We start from the raw sequence: 15,542 nt of genomic DNA, 5'->3' as shown, positions 1-15,542 counted from the left end.
GCGTTCGTCGTATCGGGGTCACGATCCGCGGAAAAAGACCGAAGAACTGTTTTCGGCATAACCCGAGTTCAGCGCGTTTTCGCTGGTCGAATTACAAATGTGTTCTTTGTGACTGGAGTTTCATTAGTGGGCGAAGTGTCGTACGGTGCCATTGGCACTGCTGGGGAAGGAGTGTCGCAGAGGGCAGAGGTCTATCCGTGGGGAAACGGTCGACCGATGCTTCGGGTGTGACCGACGTGGTCTGCACCTGTCGTGTTGCTGCGTGCTTTCTTCCTGCTCGGCGAGTGAGCAGACGCATCCGACGTGGATGCGACGGGCCGCTCGACCAACGACGACGTTCATCGAACGCCGCGAGTGCCGGGACCGAGGGAGACATTTGTGAGGCGACGGGCATTCCGCAGTACTCGCCGTAGGACGTTCTCGGGTTCTGCTCGACTACTGGTCGGGGCCGGCCTGGTCGTCGCGCTGATGAGCGCAGTGTCCGGTACCGCGGCCGCAGTTCCACCGCCACCTCCCAACCCGTCCGATTCGGACCTCGCCGCAGCCGGCTCGCGCGTCGACTCGTCGCTCGGCGCGGTCGGCGACCTGATCAACCAGGTTGCGGCTGCGAACCAGCAGTTGGCGCAGCTCGACAACGACGTCGCCATCAAGCGCGAGGACGTCAACAGAGCGCTCGTCGACCTCCAGAACGCCCGCGACGCGGCGGATCTGGCGGCGCAGGTCGTGGCGACGGCGCAACAGGCTCTCGCCGACGCCGGTGGCCAGATTCAAGCCGCGCAGCAGAAGTTCGACGAATTCGCTCGGTCCAGCTACACGCAGGGCTCGGGAGTCGCGTCGGTCGCGTCGTTCCTCGGTTCGACGGGCCCGGACGACATCCTCGACCGCGCGCAGGTGTTGCGGGTGTTGTCGAACAGCCAGAATGCGGTGCTCGACGGTCTGCAGCGTGCTCGTGCCGAGGAGGCCAACAAGGAGTCGACGGCACGCGAATCCAAGCAGCAGGCCGACGCCGCGTCCGCCGAGGCCGAGAACAAGAAGGCCGAAGCGGAAGAAGCGATCGCCGTCGCCCGAGCCGCGTTGCAGGCCCAGGCCGATCAGAAGGCCGCGATCGAGAGCCAGCGTGACGCTGCCCAGGTGCAGCTCGACGCGGCTCGGTCCGACGTCGCCGGTCTGCAAGGTCAGCGTGCGGCGTACTCGGCGTGGGAGCAGCAGAAGGCCGCAGAAGACGCCGCCATCGCCGCCGCGGCCGCCGCAGCGAAAGAAGCTGCTGTTCAGGCCGCCGCCAGGGTCGCAGCGAACCAGGCGGCGGCAGCAGCTGCCGCGGCTGCCGCCGCCGGCCAGCGAGCCCACACCGACATCGACGACGAATCCAGCAGCATCGGTGACAGCGACAGCGACAGCAGTTCGGGAACCGCCGCGACGCCGACGCCGAAGAAGCCGCGCAGTTCGGGCCAGTCGAACCCGTCACTCACCGGAAGCGCCGCCATCGAGCTCGCGATCGACCGCGGTATGTCGCAGCTCGGCGTTCCGTACTCGTGGGGCGGCGGCGACGAGAACGGCCCGACCAAGGGCATCCGCGACGGTGGCGTCGCCGACAGCTACGGCGACTACAACAAGGTCGGATTCGACTGCTCCGGCCTCATGATCTACGCGTTCGCAGGTCTCGGGATCTCGCTCCCGCATTACACCGGCTACCAGTACACGGCAGGCCAGCAGGTGCCGTCCTCGGACATGAAGAGGGGCGACATGCTCTTCTACGGTCCCAATGCGAGCCAGCACGTCGCGCTGTATCTCGGCGACGGCAAGATGCTCGAGGCGCCCCAATCGGGCGACGTCGTCAAGGTTTCACCCGTCCGATACGACGGCATGACGCCGTACGCCGTGCGTATGGTGTCCTGAGCGGGTGTAGTTCGCCGGTGGCCTCGGCCTTCCGGCACGCGAGAGAATCACCTGGAATAGTTGGCGGGGGACACCGACGTGCCCGAGAGACGATGCGAATGAAAGCGGTGAATTCTTGGTGACATCACGTGACGGCAGCGAACCGAACGGCAGTGTGCCGAGCGGGGGCGGTTCGAGCCGGACGGACACCTCGGCTCTCGCCCAGGATGTTCAGACGCTCGAGAAGGCCGTGTACGAGGTCAAGCGTGTGATCGTCGGCCAGGATCGGCTGGTCGAGCGCATTCTGGTCGGCCTGTTGGCCCGTGGCCACGTTCTCCTCGAAGGCGTTCCCGGCGTGGCGAAGACGCTCGCGGTCGAGACCTTCGCCAAGGTGGTCGGCGGGTCGTTCTCTCGTGTTCAGTTCACGCCCGACCTCGTACCGACCGACCTGATCGGTACGCGCATCTACCGGCAGGGCCGCGAGGAGTTCGACACCGAACTCGGCCCCGTGGTCGCGAACTTCGTTCTCGCCGACGAGATCAACCGCGCACCCGCGAAGGTGCAGTCGGCGCTGCTCGAAGTCATGGCCGAGCGGCACGTGTCCATCGGCGGCAAGACGTTCCCGATGCCCGATCCGTTCCTCGTGATGGCGACGCAGAACCCGATCGAGAACGAGGGCGTGTACCCGCTTCCCGAGGCGCAGCGCGACCGCTTCCTGTTCAAGATCGTCGTCGACTACCCGTCGGTCGAGGAAGAGCGTGAGATCGTCTACCGCATGGGAACGGCAGTGCCGACACCCAAGCAGATCCTCGACCCCGTCGAGCTGGTCCGGCTGCAGAATGTCGCGAGCCAGGTGTTCGTGCATCATGCGCTCGTCGACTACGTCGTCCGAGTCATCGCCGCCACCAGGACCCCGGAACAGCTGGGCCTCGACGACGTCGCCAGTTGGATCGCGTACGGCGCGTCACCACGTGCCACGCTGGGCATCATCTCGGCGTCCCGCGCGCTCGCGCTGCTCCGTGGACGCGACTACGTCGTCCCGCAGGACGTCCTCGAAGTGATCCCCGACGTGCTGCGTCACCGTCTCGTGCTGTCGTACGACGCGCTCGCCGACGAGGTCACACCCGAGGACGTCATCACGCGCGTGCTGCAGACGGTGGGTCTGCCTCAGGTGTCACCGCAGGCCGTTCCCGTTCCGCAGCAACAGGTTTCGCAGCAAGCGGCTACGCAGCAGCAGGGGCCGCATCAGGCGCCTGGCCACCCGCACGCCCCGCAGCAGCCGCACGCACAGCAGCCCGGACCGCACCAGCAGGGACCGCAACAGCAGCACGGACTGCAACAGCCGGGCCAGGCGCCGTTCCCCGGTAACGGGCAGCAGGGTGCACCGGCGCCGAACCTGGACAAGTCCGCAGGCAATTCTCCGGCCGTGGGTAGCCAGAAGCAGTGAGTGGGGCAGCAGCCGGCGCTGCCGCTCGGTCGTCCGACGCGCGTCCGCCCTCGTTTCGCAGCGGTGAGCTTCGGGACCCGACGCTGACGGCGGCGCTCCGCACTCTCGAGCTGACGGTGCGTCGTCGACTCGACGGTGTGCTGCACGGAGACCACCTCGGGTTGATTCCCGGGCCGGGCTCCGAGCCCGGTGACGCACGCGAGTACCAGCCGGGCGACGACGTACGCCAGATGGACTGGTCCGTCACCGCTCGCACGACGCATCCACACGTCCGGCAGTCGGTCGCGGACCGGGAGCTCGAGACATGGATGGTCGTCGACCTGTCGGCGAGCCTGGACTTCGGCACCACGGGATGCGAGAAGCGCGATCTCGCGGTGGCCGCGGCGGCGGCGATCACGCATCTGACGAGCGGTGGAGGTAACCGGATCGGCGCGGTGGTCGCGACGGGAGAGAACACGACGCGTATTCCGGCGCGCGGTGGCCGAGTGCACCTTCAGTCGATGCTTCGAACCATCGCGACGACGCCGAGCGCGGCGGACGGTGTTCGCGGAGATCTGCGGGGTGCGATCGAGTCGTTGCGTCGGCCGCAGCGGCGGCGCGGTATGGCTGTCGTCATCAGTGACTTCCTCGGTGAGATCGACTGGGAGCGTTCGCTCCGTGCCATCGCGGCTCGGCACGATGTGCTCGCCATCGAAGTTCTGGACCCGCGGGATCTCGAACTACCCGATATCGGAGATGTGGTGTTGCACGATCCCGAATCCGGTCGCACGCGCGAGTTCAGCGTGACTCCGCGTCTCCGTGAGGACTTCGCGGAGGCTGCAGCGAATCATCGGTCCGAGGTCGAACGAGCGTTGCGTCGCTGCGGAGCACCGCGGATGACGCTCCGCACCGACGGCGACTGGATCGCCGACGTCGTCCGCTTCGTCTCGTCGCGGCGTCACACGCTCGGTGCGGGTGCCGTCACCAACGCTCGGGTGGGTCGCCGGTGAGTCTGTCGGATTTCACGTCACCGTGGTGGCTGCTGTTCCTGCTCGTGGTGATCGGCCTCGTCGTCGGTTACGTTCTCGTGCAACGCACGCGGCACAGGCACACGTTGCGCTTCTCCAACATGGACCTGCTGGAGAAGGTCGCGCCGACGCGTCCGGGCTATTGGCGGCATGTGCCGACTGCGCTCGTCCTCGTCGGCTTGCTGCTGTTGACGGTTGCGCTCGCCGGTCCCACGTCGGATCAGAAGGTTCCGCGGAACCGGGCGACCGTCATGCTCGTCATCGACGTGTCGCTGTCGATGGAGGCCACCGACGTCGAACCGTCGCGCCTGGCCGCCGCTCAGGAGGCAGGCAAGTCGTTCGCCGACGGGTTGACGCCCGGCATCAACCTCGGTCTCGTGGCGTTCGCGGGCACCGCGTCGGTGCTGGTCTCGCCGACGGCGAATCGCGAAGCGACCAAGACCGCCATCGACAAGCTGCAGCTGAGCGAACGTACCGCGACGGGTGAGGCGATCTTCACGTCGCTGCAGTCCATCGACACACTCGGTGCCGTCCTGGGCGGCGGTGACGCGGCACCGCCCGCACGCATCGTGCTGTTGTCCGACGGCAAACAGACCGTTCCCGAGAGTCCGGACGATCCCCGCGGCGGCTACACGGCCGCACGTGCGGCCAAGGACAAGAACGTTCCGATCTCGACCATCTCGTTCGGTACGAGCTACGGCACCGTCGACATCGAGGACGATTCCGGTGTCGAACGTGTCCCTGTTCCCGTGGACGACCCGTCGCTCCGAGAGATCGCGAACCTGTCGGGCGGGAGTTTTTTCACGGCGTCGTCGCTGGAGGAACTGCGTGCGGTGTACGACACTCTCGAAGAGCAGATCGGGTTCGAGATCACGCGGGGCGACGCGAGTCGCCCGTGGCTGATTCTCGGAGTCCTTTTCACCGCAACAGGATTGGGCACGGCTTTGGTCCTGCGGCAAAGATTGCCGTGATTCCCTGTTACTACTCACCAGTAGCTCTGCTTTGCCATTTCCGCACGAACAGATAGGTTGCAGACATGTCAACACCCGACTTCACCGCTCGATCGGTACTCGTCACCGGAGGTAACCGGGGCATCGGCCTCGCCATCGCACAACGGCTCGCCGCCGACGGTCACAAGGTCGCCGTCACGCACCGCGGATCCGGAGCGCCCGAGGGTCTACTCGGCGTGAAGTGCGACGTCACCGATTCCGAGTCGGTCGACGCTGCGTTCAAGGAGGTCGAGGAGAAGCAGGGCCCCGTCGAGGTGCTCGTCGCCAACGCCGGAATCACCGACGACACGCTGCTGATGCGTATGACCGAGGAGCAGTTCGAGCGGGTGCTCGACGCGAACCTGACGGGTGCGTTCCGAGTTGCCAAGCGTGCCAACCGCGCAATGCTGCGTGCGCGCTGGGGCCGCATGGTGTTCCTGAGTTCCGTCGTCGCGCTCGGCGGTGGCCCGGGCCAGATCAACTACGCGGCGTCCAAGGCCGGTGTCATCGGTATGGCTCGTTCCATCACACGTGAACTCGGTTCGCGATCGATCACGGCGAACGTCGTCTCGCCGGGATTCATCGAGACCGACATGACCGCCGATCTGCCCGACGACTTGCGCGGCAGGGCAAAGGAATTCATCCCGCTGCAGCGTCTCGGCCAGCCCGAGGACGTGGCGGCCGTCGTCAGCTTCCTCGCGGGCCCCGACTCGGCGTACGTGTCCGGTGCGGTCATCCCCGTCGACGGCGGCATGGGCATGGGCCACTGAGCCCTCGTCGGTCATCCGGCTTTTCATTTCTCGATTCGTTTCCGATTTCGACAAGGAAGACACATGGGCGGACTGCTCGAAGGTAAGACAATTCTCGTCACCGGCATCATCACCGATGCCTCGATCGCGTTCCACGCTGCCGCCATGGCGCAGAACCAGGGCGCCAAGGTCATCATCACCGGGTTCGATCGGCTGCGTCTGATCGACCGCATCGCGCAGCGACTGCCGCAGCCCGTTCCGCCGGCCATCGAGCTCGATGCGACCAACGAGGAACACCTTGCGGCGCTGGCCGATCGCGTCCGTGAGGTCGCACCCGAGGGCCTCGACGGCGTTCTGCACTCCATCGCGTTCGCTCCGCGCACGCTGATGGGTCCGGACGCCAAGCCGTTCCTCGACGGCCCAGGCCCCGACGCCGCCAAGGCATTCGAGATCTCGGCGTGGAGCTACGCGTCGCTGGCTCGCGCAGCACTGCCCGTCATGAACGAGGGCGGTTCGATCGTCGGCATGAACTTCGATCCGCGCACCGCGATGCCGTACTACAACTGGATGGGCGTCGCGAAGGCCGCTCTCGAGTCGGTCAACCGCTATGTCGCTCGCGAGGTCGGCGAGGCGAAGAAGATTCGTTCGAATCTCGTTGCGGCAGGCCCTATTCGCACGCTCGCCGCGAAGGCCATCGCAGGCACCGCAACCGGTGACGCGAAGAAGATGAACCAGCTCAACGAGTACTGGGATGCCGCCTCGCCCATCGGCTGGAACTACGACGACCCGACGGTCGTCGCCAAGTCGGTCGTCGCGTTGCTGTCCGATTGGCTCCCCGGTACGACCGGTTCCATCGTCTACGTCGACGGCGGTGCCAGCCACAACACCTACCTGCCGGAAGGCATGTAGCACTCGTCGACTACCGGAAATGCGCGCTGCGGCGCGCATTTCCCGTATTCGGGGTCGGTGCGTGTTCGGTCACACGAGGGCCAGGCGCACAATGGAGCCCATGACGACGACGTCCCCCGGTTACGACGCTCTTCTCGTTCTCTCGTTCGGCGGCCCCGAAGAGCCAGCCCATGTCCGACCGTTTCTGGAGAACGTCACGCGCGGGCGCGGAGTGCCCCCCGAGCGCCTCGACGCGGTCGTCGAGCACTACATGCATTTCGGGGGAGTGTCTCCCATCAATGCTCTGAATCGCGACATCATCGCGGCGATCGAGACCGAGTTGGCCGCGGCCGGAATCGAATTGCCGATCTACTTCGGGAATCGGAACTGGCATCCGATGGTGGAGGACACCGTCGCGCAGATGGCATCCGACGGCGTCGAGCGTGCTCTCGTCTTCCCGACGTCGGCGTGGGGCGGTTACTCGGGCTGCAGGCAGTATCACGAGGACGTCGCGCGCGCCCGTGACGCCGCCGGTGACGGCGCCCCGGACCTGGTGAAGATTCGGCAGTACTACGACCATCCGGCGATGATCGCAGCGTTCGCCGATGCCATCTCAGCGGCACGGGAATCCCTTCCCGAAGAGCATCGGCAGACCGCCCGGGTCGTGTTCACCGCGCACTCCATTCCGAGCGCCGCCGACGCGAACGCAGGTCCGCCGGAAGACGGTGGCCATCTGTACAGCAGGCAGGTCGCCGAGGCGTCGCGACTCGTGGCGGCCGCGTCGAGCATCGACGACTTCGATCTCGTGTGGCAGTCCCGTTCGGGTCCACCGCAGGTGCCGTGGCTCGAACCGGATATCTGCGATCATCTGGAATCGTTGTCGCGTGACAGCGTCGACGCCGTCGTCGTCTGCCCGATCGGGTTCGTCTCCGACCACCTCGAAGTGGTGTGGGATCTCGACACCGAGGCGAAGGACAAAGCGCGCGAGCTGAACATGGCGTTCGCGCGGGCGGCGACGCCGGGTACCGATGCACGGTTCGCGCAGATGGTCGTCGAGCTGGTTCGTGAGCACATCGCAGGTGCCGACGAACGTGGCCGGGGCACGGTTCCGCGCTACGGATCGACGCTCAACGGGTCGCGCTGCGCGTTCCGGTGCTGCGAACAACCGGCACGTCCCACTCGTGCCGGGGCCGCGACCTGAGGGCAGCGGCGGCACCGCCCGCAGGCGTCAGCGTCGGGGAACGCTCGACGCGATACTCGCGGAGATCGCGCCGAGTCGTGCGGAGCGAACCGCGTTCCACAACGGTCTGATCAGGTCCTCGCGCGCAGCCGCCGAGTGCGCGGTGGGTTCCTCGGTGGGCGACGAATGGCGAGCCACCGACAGGATCGCTGCGACACGGTCGGCGGACTCGAGAACGCGGAGCGCGCGTTCGGGCGTCTCGTCGGGGTAGCGGTGCCGAGAGAGTTCGGCGAGCTCGGCCGCGATGCGGGCACGCGGGTCACCGAGCTCGGATCGCGTGGGCAGTGACTGCATCGTTCCGAGCGCATCGGCTGCGCCGCGAACGGCCTCACGCATGGCGTACTCGGCTTCACCCAACGTGAAATCGGTGCCTGCGTGCAGTGGGACATCGATGACGAACACCGTCCAACGCAGGACGTCGGGGCCCTCGACCGTGGGGACGATGCCGAGACCGCGGGCTCCGGGATCACCGACGACGACCGCCTGCTCCGCTCCGATGGCGCTGCGCGCGAACGGCGTTCCCGGCGGCAGATGAGTGGTCGTGGCACCGGGCCCCGGCAGCAACAGCTCGATGCCGGGTTCGGTGCGCTCGGCGGGCAGGTGGCGTCGAATCACGGTGAGCAGTCCCGCGATGCCGTCGGCGCGCGGACTGGGCCACGACAAGCCGGTGGAGTCGGCGGACGGGCCGTCGCCTGCGACGAGTAGATGCATCGGCGCCCATTCGGTCAGGGCGTCGATCACGTCGTCGGGCGCGCCGATTCCGGCCAGCCACGAACTGGCCCACACGGCGAGGCTTGCACTGGGAGAACTCACGACTCACGAGCATAGGACGGCGTGGCGACAGGCGCACAGAGGTGGCCTTCGATACCGTGATCCGCCGTGGACATGTACGGCGGAGACATTCTTGCGGGGCACAGCCGGATGCGAAAGGTGCCCGCACCTCGCGTGCCGGCCGAGCGCGGACTGGTCGTGGAGGACGCAGCCAGCGGGTTCTGCGGCGCGGTCGTCGGGTTCGAGCGCACCTACGACGGCGATTTCGTCCGACTGGAAGATGCAGCACGCACGACGCGGTTGTTCGCGCTCCGTGAGGCGGCGTTCATGATCGACGGCAAACGCGTCACGCTCGAGCGCGCGGTGGCACCGAAGAAGCAGGAATCGACGCGATCGGCGTCCGGTTCGACGAAGGTGGAGAATCTGCGGGCTCGTACCGCGCGAGCCAGCCGAATCTGGGTCGAGGGAGTGCACGACGCGGCCCTCGTGGAACGTGTGTGGGGCCACGATCTTCGGGTCGAGGGTGTGGTCGTCGAACATCTGGAGGGACTCGACAATCTGGGGGAGCGGCTCGCCGAATTCCAGCCGGGGCCGGGTCGTCGTGTCGGTGTGCTGGTCGACCACCTCGTCGAGGGCTCGAAGGAGTCTCGGCTGACGACCTCGCTCGGGGAGCACGTTCTCGTCACCGGCCATCCGTACATCGACGTGTGGGAAGCGGTGCGCCCGAAGGCGGTCGGGATCGCCGCGTGGCCGAAGATCCCTCGCGGTGAGGACTGGAAGACCGGTATCTGCCGCGAACTCGGATGGGGGACACCCAAGGACGGTTGGCGACACGTGTACGGGTCGGTGTCGACGTTCCGCGATCTCGAGGCGCCGCTGATCGGCGCGGTGGAGCGTCTCGTCGATTTCGTCACCGAGGTGTGATCGGCGTTCGTTTCCGAACACCGCCGTACGCAGCGACGCTGCCGCCGGATGTCCGGTTTGTGGTTGTATGGTCGGTGTGGCGGCGATCATCTGGCTCATCGCAGGAGTGGTACTCGCGGCTGCCGAAGCACTGACGGGCGATTTCTTCCTGCTCATGCTCGCCGGTGGCGCACTGGCCACCGCCGGGGTCTCGGCCGTGACGGACTTTCCGGTGTGGGCCGACGCGCTCGTGTTCGGCGTCGTGTCGCTGGCCCTCGTTCTCGGCGTCAGGCCGATTCTGCTCCGCAAGTTCGCGAAGCCGCCGCTTCTCCCGACCAACGCTGCCGCGTTGACCGGCAAGAGTGCCCTTGTGCTGGAACAGGTTTCGGCGCACGAAGGACAGATCAAGCTCGCCGGCGAAGTGTGGACGGCTCGTCCGCTCGACGAGACCGAGGTGTATGCGCCGGGCACCACCGTGACCGTGATGGAAATAGACGGCTCTACCGCCGTCGTGTGGAGGGGACCGTAGCTACATGGCAGCACTGATAGTTCTCGGCGTGATCGTTCTGCTCGTCGTCGTTCTGGTCGCGAAATCCGTTGCGCTCGTTCCGCAAGCGGACGCCGCGGTCATCGAGCGGCTCGGGCGCTATTCGAAGACGGTGTCCGGTCAGTTGACGTTCCTCGTGCCGTTCGTCGATCGCATCAGGGCCAAGGTCGATCTGCGTGAGCGCGTCGTGTCGTTCCCTCCGCAGCCGGTCATCACGAAGGACAACCTGACGGTGTCGATCGACACCGTCGTGTACTTCCAGGTCACCAATCCCCAGGCTGCGGTCTACGAGATCAACAACTACATCGTGGGTGTCGAGCAGCTCACGACGACCACGTTGCGCAACGTCGTCGGTGGTATGACGCTGGAAGAGACGCTGACGTCGCGCGATTCGATCAACGGCCAGCTGCGCGGCGTGCTCGACGAAGCGACGGGTCGGTGGGGCCTGCGGGTCGCCCGCGTCGAACTGAAGAGCATCGATCCACCGCCGTCGATCCAGGAGTCGATGGAGAAGCAGATGAAGGCCGACCGCGAGAAGCGGGCGACCATTCTGACGGCCGAAGGCCACCGAGAGTCGGCCATCAAGACCGCCGAGGGCGACAAGCAGAGCCGCATCCTCGCAGCCGAGGGTGCCAAGCAGGCCGCCATTCTGACGGCCGAGGGCGAACGCCAGTCGCGCATCCTTCGCGCTCAGGGTGACCGTGCCGCGAAATACCTTCAGGCGCAGGGCCAGGCGAAGGCCATCGAGAAGGTTTTCGCCGCGATCAAGGCAGGCAAGCCGACTCCCGAGCTGCTCGCGTACCAGTACATGCAGACGCTTCCCCAGATGGCGCAGGGCGATGCGAACAAGGTCTGGATGATCCCCAGCGATTTCGGGGATGCGTTGAAGGGGTTCGCGAAGAACCTCGGCGCGCAGGGCGAGGACGGAGTCTTCCGTTTCGAGCCCAGCGCCGACGGCGGTGTGGCGCCCAAGCCGGAGGACGATTCGGCGGAGGTCGCCGACTGGTTCGAGGCCAAGACCGACCCGGCCGTGGCGGAAGCCGTCAAGGCAGCCGAGGCCGTCGCCCGGACACCGGTCGACACGTCTCTCGCGCCCGATCCGAGTCTGACGAAGGGTCTCGATCTGGGCGAACTGTCCGCGCGTCAGCCGGAGACCGGACCGCTCACGCCGTCGATGGATCCCGAACAGCAGCAGTGACGCCGACGTCGGGCCGCTGGTGTCACGTCACCAGCGCCTGACCGACGCCGCACACCGCTACGGCCCACATGACGCTCGTGAACGTGCCGATGATGAACTGCTCCGAGGCTGCCGACGCCTGAGCCCCGCGTAGCTCGGGATAGCGTGCAAGACCCTTGACCGCCAGCACGATGGCGATGCCCTCGGGCCATCCGGCCAGGATCGACGCCGCGACCGCGCTGCGTTCCAGGATTCCGATCGTGCGGCCACCGTGCAGAGGCTGATCCGCGGCGTCGGGAGCCGGACCGTTCGTCCGACGTGCCAGTCGGAAGACCGCCGTGACGACGGGGGAGCCACCGGTCAGCGCTGCCACGACGGTGAGCACGTACGTGGCGGCCAGTGCGAATCCTGTCGCCGGGTGTGTGTTCGCGCCGGTGACGGCCGCTGCTGCGAGCAGGATCGTCGCTGCGGCCGCCGAAAACCAGTGCGGGACGGGCCGACGCGGCGGTACGACGGCTGCAGCAGCCGCGGCTCCGAGCAGAACCAACGTCACGACCGTCATGCATCCCCCTGTGTTGTGTGACCCTGTGCCGTGTCCAGTTCGGCGAGCAGACGTTCGGCCATGACCCGTCCGCCCGCCTCGATGTTCCACCGAGCCACCGACAGTCGTTGCGACATGGCCTGCTTGCTGATCCCCAGTACTTCGGCGGCGCTTTTCTGGGTATGACCGTCGGCCATCAGATCGACCGCGGCGTGACCCTGGTCGGTGCGGTCGGTGACGAGCAGGGCCACCAGCGTGAGGGCCGTTTCGGCGTCTCGGCTGCGGCCTTCCGACGCGGCGTCGGCTGCGGTGATCGCGATCGACGCGGGCGCGTTCTTGGCCCGGGTCACGGCGTCGCGCGCCGCCTCGAACGCCGGGCCCCGACCTGCGCGCGTACTCTCCGGCAGCGGCTGTTCGACGGAACCGACGCCGATGCCCACGCTCCACCACCCCTGCCTGACCAACGACAGCGCGATGTCGACCACCGTGCGGGCGTCGGCTGCGACCGCTTGTACCTCGTCGCCCGCTGTTCGTTCGAACGGCCGGACCAGCCGGGAGTCCTGCATGCTGTCGAGCAGCCGGCCGACGCGGTCGACGTCCCGGCGGCTACCGCGTTGGTCGACCGTCAATACGTACATTGCGACAAGGCTAGAGACTGGATTTCGCCAAGTCAATGCATTTAGCTTGACTGATGAGAATCAAGCATCCAAGCTTGACGGTGACGTAACGGCCGAACGCCTGTCCGACTTCACCGACAACCTCCAGTCGACGACGAGGCCCACCACGCCCACCGCGATGCACACGCCCGACAGCGCCAACAGCAGTGGATCGGTGTGGCCGCCCAACGCGTCCCCGAGTACGACGATGCCGATCGTGCCGGGTACGACGCCGACCGCCGTCGCGAGCGCGAACGGAAGCACTCGAATCGACGACACCCCACAGCAGTAGTTGACGACGGAGAACGGGACAGGGGCGATCAACCTGAGGGAGCCCACGGCCAACCAGCCGCGACGAATCAGGCTGTCGTCGATCGCCTTCACCGCCGGGTGGGTCAAACGCGTCGCGAACCATTCGCGGCCGACCGCGCGCACCAACAGCAGTGCCAGGACCGCGCTGACGGTGGTGGCGCCGACGGTGACGGTCAGTCCGATCGCCGGGCCGAACAGCACACCGGCGGACAGCGTGAACAGAGTTCGCGGAACCGGTGCGATGGTGACGATGGTGTGGACCGCGAAGAACACGACAGGGAACAGGGGGCCGATCGACTGCGCCCATGCGCGGACCTGCGCGATGGACGGGTGCGGCACGATCAGGGCCGCGGCGGTCAGAACGACGACGAGAACGACGAGTCCGATGAACCTCGGATCACGCAGTCGCTTCGCCACGTTCACCGAGACTACCGGCGCGAACGATGCTGTCGATCGCTGGAAAGGGCTACCGACGCGAACGTGAGGTGTTCCTCACGATAATGTCGGATCGATCGCGGTTAACATCACACAAAATGCCTACTGTCGATCGGCTCTCGCCGATCAATCGAGGAGCAGATCGTGCCCAGTGCTACACAGGAGGACGCTGCGCGCAGCGCGTACGAGGCGTGGCAGAAGGCCGTCGCGACGGTGCTGGCCAAGTCGCGGCGCGTCGACGTCGCCGACCTGCCTCCCGAGCCCGAGCGTCTGTTGGAGACCCACACCTACGACGGTGTGACGGTGTCGCCGTTGTACGGGTCGCAGGACGAACTCGTGGACCGTCCGTTGCCGGGTGTGTTCCCGTTCGTTCGCGGTCGTGACTCCGGTCGTGACGTCAACGCAGGCTGGAAGGTCAGCGCGCGGTACGGCATCGGACAGACCGATGCAGGGGCGGTGAACGAGTCGATCCTCGACGGTTTGAACAACGGCGTCAGTGCGCTGTGGCTGCGGCTCGGGGGAGCCGATCTGGCCGTCGAGGCGTTGCCGGTGGCCCTGAACGGCGTGCTGTGGGATCTGGCCCCGGTCGTCCTGGACGCGAAGGCGGCAACGAGCGACGCCGCCGACGTCGTCTTCGGGATCCTCGACGGAGTCACCGTCCAGGATCGAGGCGCCATCGACGTACGCCTGGGCGCGGCGTCGTTGACGTCCCGCTTCGCCGGGACCGAGTCCGTGGATCTGGACGAGACGGTACGACTGGCTTCTCGTGCGGCGCAGCGGGCGGAGACCGTGCGCGCGATCACGATCGACGGCACTGTCTTTCACAACGCCGGAGCGAGTGACGCCCAAGAGGTCGGGGCTGCGGTCGCGGCGGGTCTCGACTACCTTCGCGCGCTGACCGATGGGGGCATGTCGGTCGGAGATGCGTTGCGGCAGATCGAGTTTCGCTTTGCAGCGACCGACGATCAGTTCCAGACGATCGCGAAGTTCCGTGCGGCGCGGTCGGTCTGGGCGCGCGTCGCGCAGGTGTGCGGCGCACCGGCCGACGGTGGCGCGCCGCAGCACGCGGTGACGTCGGAAGCGATGATGGCACAACGTGATCCGTGGGTGAACATGCTGCGTACGACGTTGGCCGCGTTCGGCGCGGGTGTCGGCGGTGCCGATGCGGTGACGGTCCTGCCCTTCGACGCCGCGATCGACGGTGGCGCCGCGGGTGTGTCGAAAACGTTCGCGGCCAGGATCGCCCGCAACACCCAGCTGTTGCTGCTCGAGGAATCGCACCTGGGCCGTGTCCTGGATCCAGGTGCCGGCTCGTGGTACATCGAGCAGCTGACCGACGACGTCGCAGCCAAGGCGTGGGAATTCACCCAGGCGATCGAATCGAACGGTGGCTACGTGAGTGCGCTGGATTCGGGCTTCGTCTCGGGCGAGATCGACCGGGTCCGAGCGCTGCGCGATTCCGACATCGCGCACCGACGTACCCCGGTCACGGGCGTCAACGAGTTCCCGAACCTCGCCGAGGAGCCGTTGCCGCCGCAGTCGACCGACACGGGTGTCGCTCGGTACGGCGCGGCATTCGAGGCGCTGCGGGACCGATCCGATGCATACCTGAAGGCGCACGGTTCGCGGCCCGAGATACTGCTCGCTCCGTTGGGGCCGATCGCCGAGCACAACGTGCGTACGACGTTCGCGGCGAATCTTCTTGCTTCGGGCGGCATTCATACCGAGAACCCGGGTCCGCTGACGGCCGACGCCGTCGCGGCCGCTGTCGCTGCGTCGGGAGCGACGACCGCGGTGTTGTGCGGTACCGACAAGCGTTACGCGGACGAAGCACGCGGCGCGGTGCGGGCGCTGCGGAAGGCGGGCATCGAGCGGGTCCTGCTCGCCGGCCCGGACAAGATCTTCGCCGATGTCACCGGGGACGAGCGTCCCGACGGCTTCCTGACCATGAAGGTCGACGCCGTCGCTGTCCTGTCCGACCTCCTCGACACGCTGGGAGCGTAGA

At 66.9% G+C, this 15,542-nt stretch carries 15 protein-coding genes; 11 read left to right on the top strand and 4 right to left on the bottom strand.

Going from position 1 to position 15,542, the window contains the following annotated elements:
• Positions 1–378 precede the first annotated feature (378 nt).
• The 7 genes from DK926_RS05665 to DK926_RS05635 all read left to right on the top strand — a co-directional run bounded on the left by DK926_RS05665 (position 379) and on the right by DK926_RS05635 (position 8,156).
• Complete coding sequence (locus DK926_RS05665) at positions 379–1,896, top strand: NlpC/P60 family protein (RefSeq protein WP_114329519.1); 1,518 nt, start codon at positions 379–381, stop codon at positions 1,894–1,896.
• Positions 1,897–2,050: 154 nt separating this feature from the next.
• On the top strand, positions 2,051–3,322 hold the full coding sequence (locus DK926_RS05660; RefSeq protein WP_114329718.1) for a MoxR family ATPase: 1,272 nt from the start codon (positions 2,051–2,053) through the stop codon (positions 3,320–3,322).
• Positions 3,319–4,311 carry a DUF58 domain-containing protein gene (locus DK926_RS05655; RefSeq protein ID WP_114329517.1) on the top strand — a complete coding sequence of 331 codons (993 nt, stop codon included), beginning with the start codon at positions 3,319–3,321 and terminating at the stop codon, positions 4,309–4,311. Before DK926_RS05660 ends, DK926_RS05655 begins: the two co-directional genes overlap by 4 nt.
• The gene (locus tag DK926_RS05650; RefSeq protein ID WP_068424207.1) at positions 4,308–5,300 is read left to right on the top strand and encodes a VWA domain-containing protein; all 993 of its coding nucleotides are present in this window, start codon (positions 4,308–4,310) and stop codon (positions 5,298–5,300) included. Before DK926_RS05655 ends, DK926_RS05650 begins: the two co-directional genes overlap by 4 nt.
• Before the next feature lie 65 nt (positions 5,301–5,365).
• A complete protein-coding gene (fabG1, locus tag DK926_RS05645) occupies positions 5,366–6,088 on the top strand; it encodes a 3-oxoacyl-ACP reductase FabG1 (RefSeq protein ID WP_114329515.1) in 723 nt (240 codons plus the stop codon).
• A gap of 63 nt (positions 6,089–6,151) precedes the next feature.
• Positions 6,152–6,976 carry an NADH-dependent enoyl-ACP reductase InhA gene (inhA, locus tag DK926_RS05640; RefSeq protein ID WP_068424203.1) on the top strand — a complete coding sequence of 275 codons (825 nt, stop codon included), beginning with the start codon at positions 6,152–6,154 and terminating at the stop codon, positions 6,974–6,976.
• 100 nt (positions 6,977–7,076) lie between these two features.
• Positions 7,077–8,156: a ferrochelatase gene (locus tag DK926_RS05635; RefSeq protein WP_114329717.1), complete on the top strand. Its 1,080-nt coding sequence runs from the start codon at positions 7,077–7,079 to the stop codon at positions 8,154–8,156.
• Between the two features lie 27 nt (positions 8,157–8,183).
• On the opposite strand, the gene DK926_RS05630 is transcribed toward DK926_RS05635, so the two are convergent.
• A complete protein-coding gene (locus tag DK926_RS05630) occupies positions 8,184–9,008 on the bottom strand; it encodes a hypothetical protein (RefSeq protein ID WP_207890751.1) in 825 nt (274 codons plus the stop codon).
• A 72-nt stretch (positions 9,009–9,080) separates the two neighbouring features.
• Between DK926_RS05630 and DK926_RS05625 the strand changes: the two genes are divergently transcribed.
• The 3 genes from DK926_RS05625 to DK926_RS05615 all read left to right on the top strand — a co-directional run bounded on the left by DK926_RS05625 (position 9,081) and on the right by DK926_RS05615 (position 11,614).
• On the top strand, positions 9,081–9,890 hold the full coding sequence (locus DK926_RS05625) for a DUF3097 domain-containing protein (RefSeq protein WP_114329715.1): 810 nt from the start codon (positions 9,081–9,083) through the stop codon (positions 9,888–9,890).
• 76 nt (positions 9,891–9,966) lie between these two features.
• Complete coding sequence (locus DK926_RS05620) at positions 9,967–10,398, top strand: NfeD family protein (protein WP_114329714.1); 432 nt, start codon at positions 9,967–9,969, stop codon at positions 10,396–10,398.
• A gap of 4 nt (positions 10,399–10,402) precedes the next feature.
• Complete coding sequence (locus DK926_RS05615; protein WP_114329513.1) at positions 10,403–11,614, top strand: SPFH domain-containing protein; 1,212 nt, start codon at positions 10,403–10,405, stop codon at positions 11,612–11,614.
• A 22-nt stretch (positions 11,615–11,636) separates the two neighbouring features.
• Here the strand turns inward: DK926_RS05615 and DK926_RS05610 are convergent, their stop codons facing one another.
• Genes DK926_RS05610 through DK926_RS05600 form a run of 3 tightly spaced genes read right to left on the bottom strand, consistent with a single transcriptional unit; the run spans position 11,637 to position 13,519 of the window.
• Entirely contained in the window at positions 11,637–12,155 is a 519-nt protein-coding gene (locus tag DK926_RS05610; protein ID WP_114329511.1) for a hypothetical protein, read from the bottom strand.
• Positions 12,152–12,772 carry a hypothetical protein gene (locus DK926_RS05605; RefSeq protein WP_114329509.1) on the bottom strand — a complete coding sequence of 207 codons (621 nt, stop codon included), beginning with the start codon at positions 12,770–12,772 and terminating at the stop codon, positions 12,152–12,154. The genes DK926_RS05610 and DK926_RS05605 overlap by 4 nt, the downstream gene beginning before the upstream one ends.
• 60 nt (positions 12,773–12,832) lie before the next feature.
• Complete coding sequence (locus tag DK926_RS05600; protein ID WP_114329713.1) at positions 12,833–13,519, bottom strand: TVP38/TMEM64 family protein; 687 nt, start codon at positions 13,517–13,519, stop codon at positions 12,833–12,835.
• 162 nt (positions 13,520–13,681) lie between these two features.
• Here DK926_RS05600 and mutA point away from each other — a divergent pair, with 162 nt between their 5' ends.
• On the top strand, positions 13,682–15,541 hold the full coding sequence (gene mutA, locus DK926_RS05595) for a methylmalonyl-CoA mutase small subunit (RefSeq protein ID WP_114329507.1): 1,860 nt from the start codon (positions 13,682–13,684) through the stop codon (positions 15,539–15,541).
• Position 15,542 lies beyond the last annotated feature (1 nt).

This window comes from Rhodococcus sp. Eu-32 (genome assembly GCF_003336925.1).
Lineage (GTDB): Bacteria > Actinomycetota > Actinomycetes > Mycobacteriales > Mycobacteriaceae > Rhodococcoides > Rhodococcoides kyotonensis_B.
This window is presented reverse-complemented; position numbering and strand designations above follow the sequence as displayed.

Coding starts and splice junctions, on each gene's coding strand:
- fabG1 (WP_114329515.1), top strand. CDS start 5,366: ATGTCAACACCCGACTTCACCGCTCGATCGGTACTCGTCACCGGAGGT.
- inhA (WP_068424203.1), top strand. CDS start 6,152: ATGGGCGGACTGCTCGAAGGTAAGACAATTCTCGTCACCGGCATCATC.
- DK926_RS05615 (WP_114329513.1), top strand. CDS start 10,403: ATGGCAGCACTGATAGTTCTCGGCGTGATCGTTCTGCTCGTCGTCGTT.
- DK926_RS05610 (WP_114329511.1), bottom strand. CDS start 12,155: ATGACGGTCGTGACGTTGGTTCTGCTCGGAGCCGCGGCTGCTGCAGCC.
- DK926_RS05635 (WP_114329717.1), top strand. CDS start 7,077: ATGACGACGACGTCCCCCGGTTACGACGCTCTTCTCGTTCTCTCGTTC.
- DK926_RS05625 (WP_114329715.1), top strand. CDS start 9,081: ATGTACGGCGGAGACATTCTTGCGGGGCACAGCCGGATGCGAAAGGTG.
- DK926_RS05605 (WP_114329509.1), bottom strand. CDS start 12,772: ATGTACGTATTGACGGTCGACCAACGCGGTAGCCGCCGGGACGTCGAC.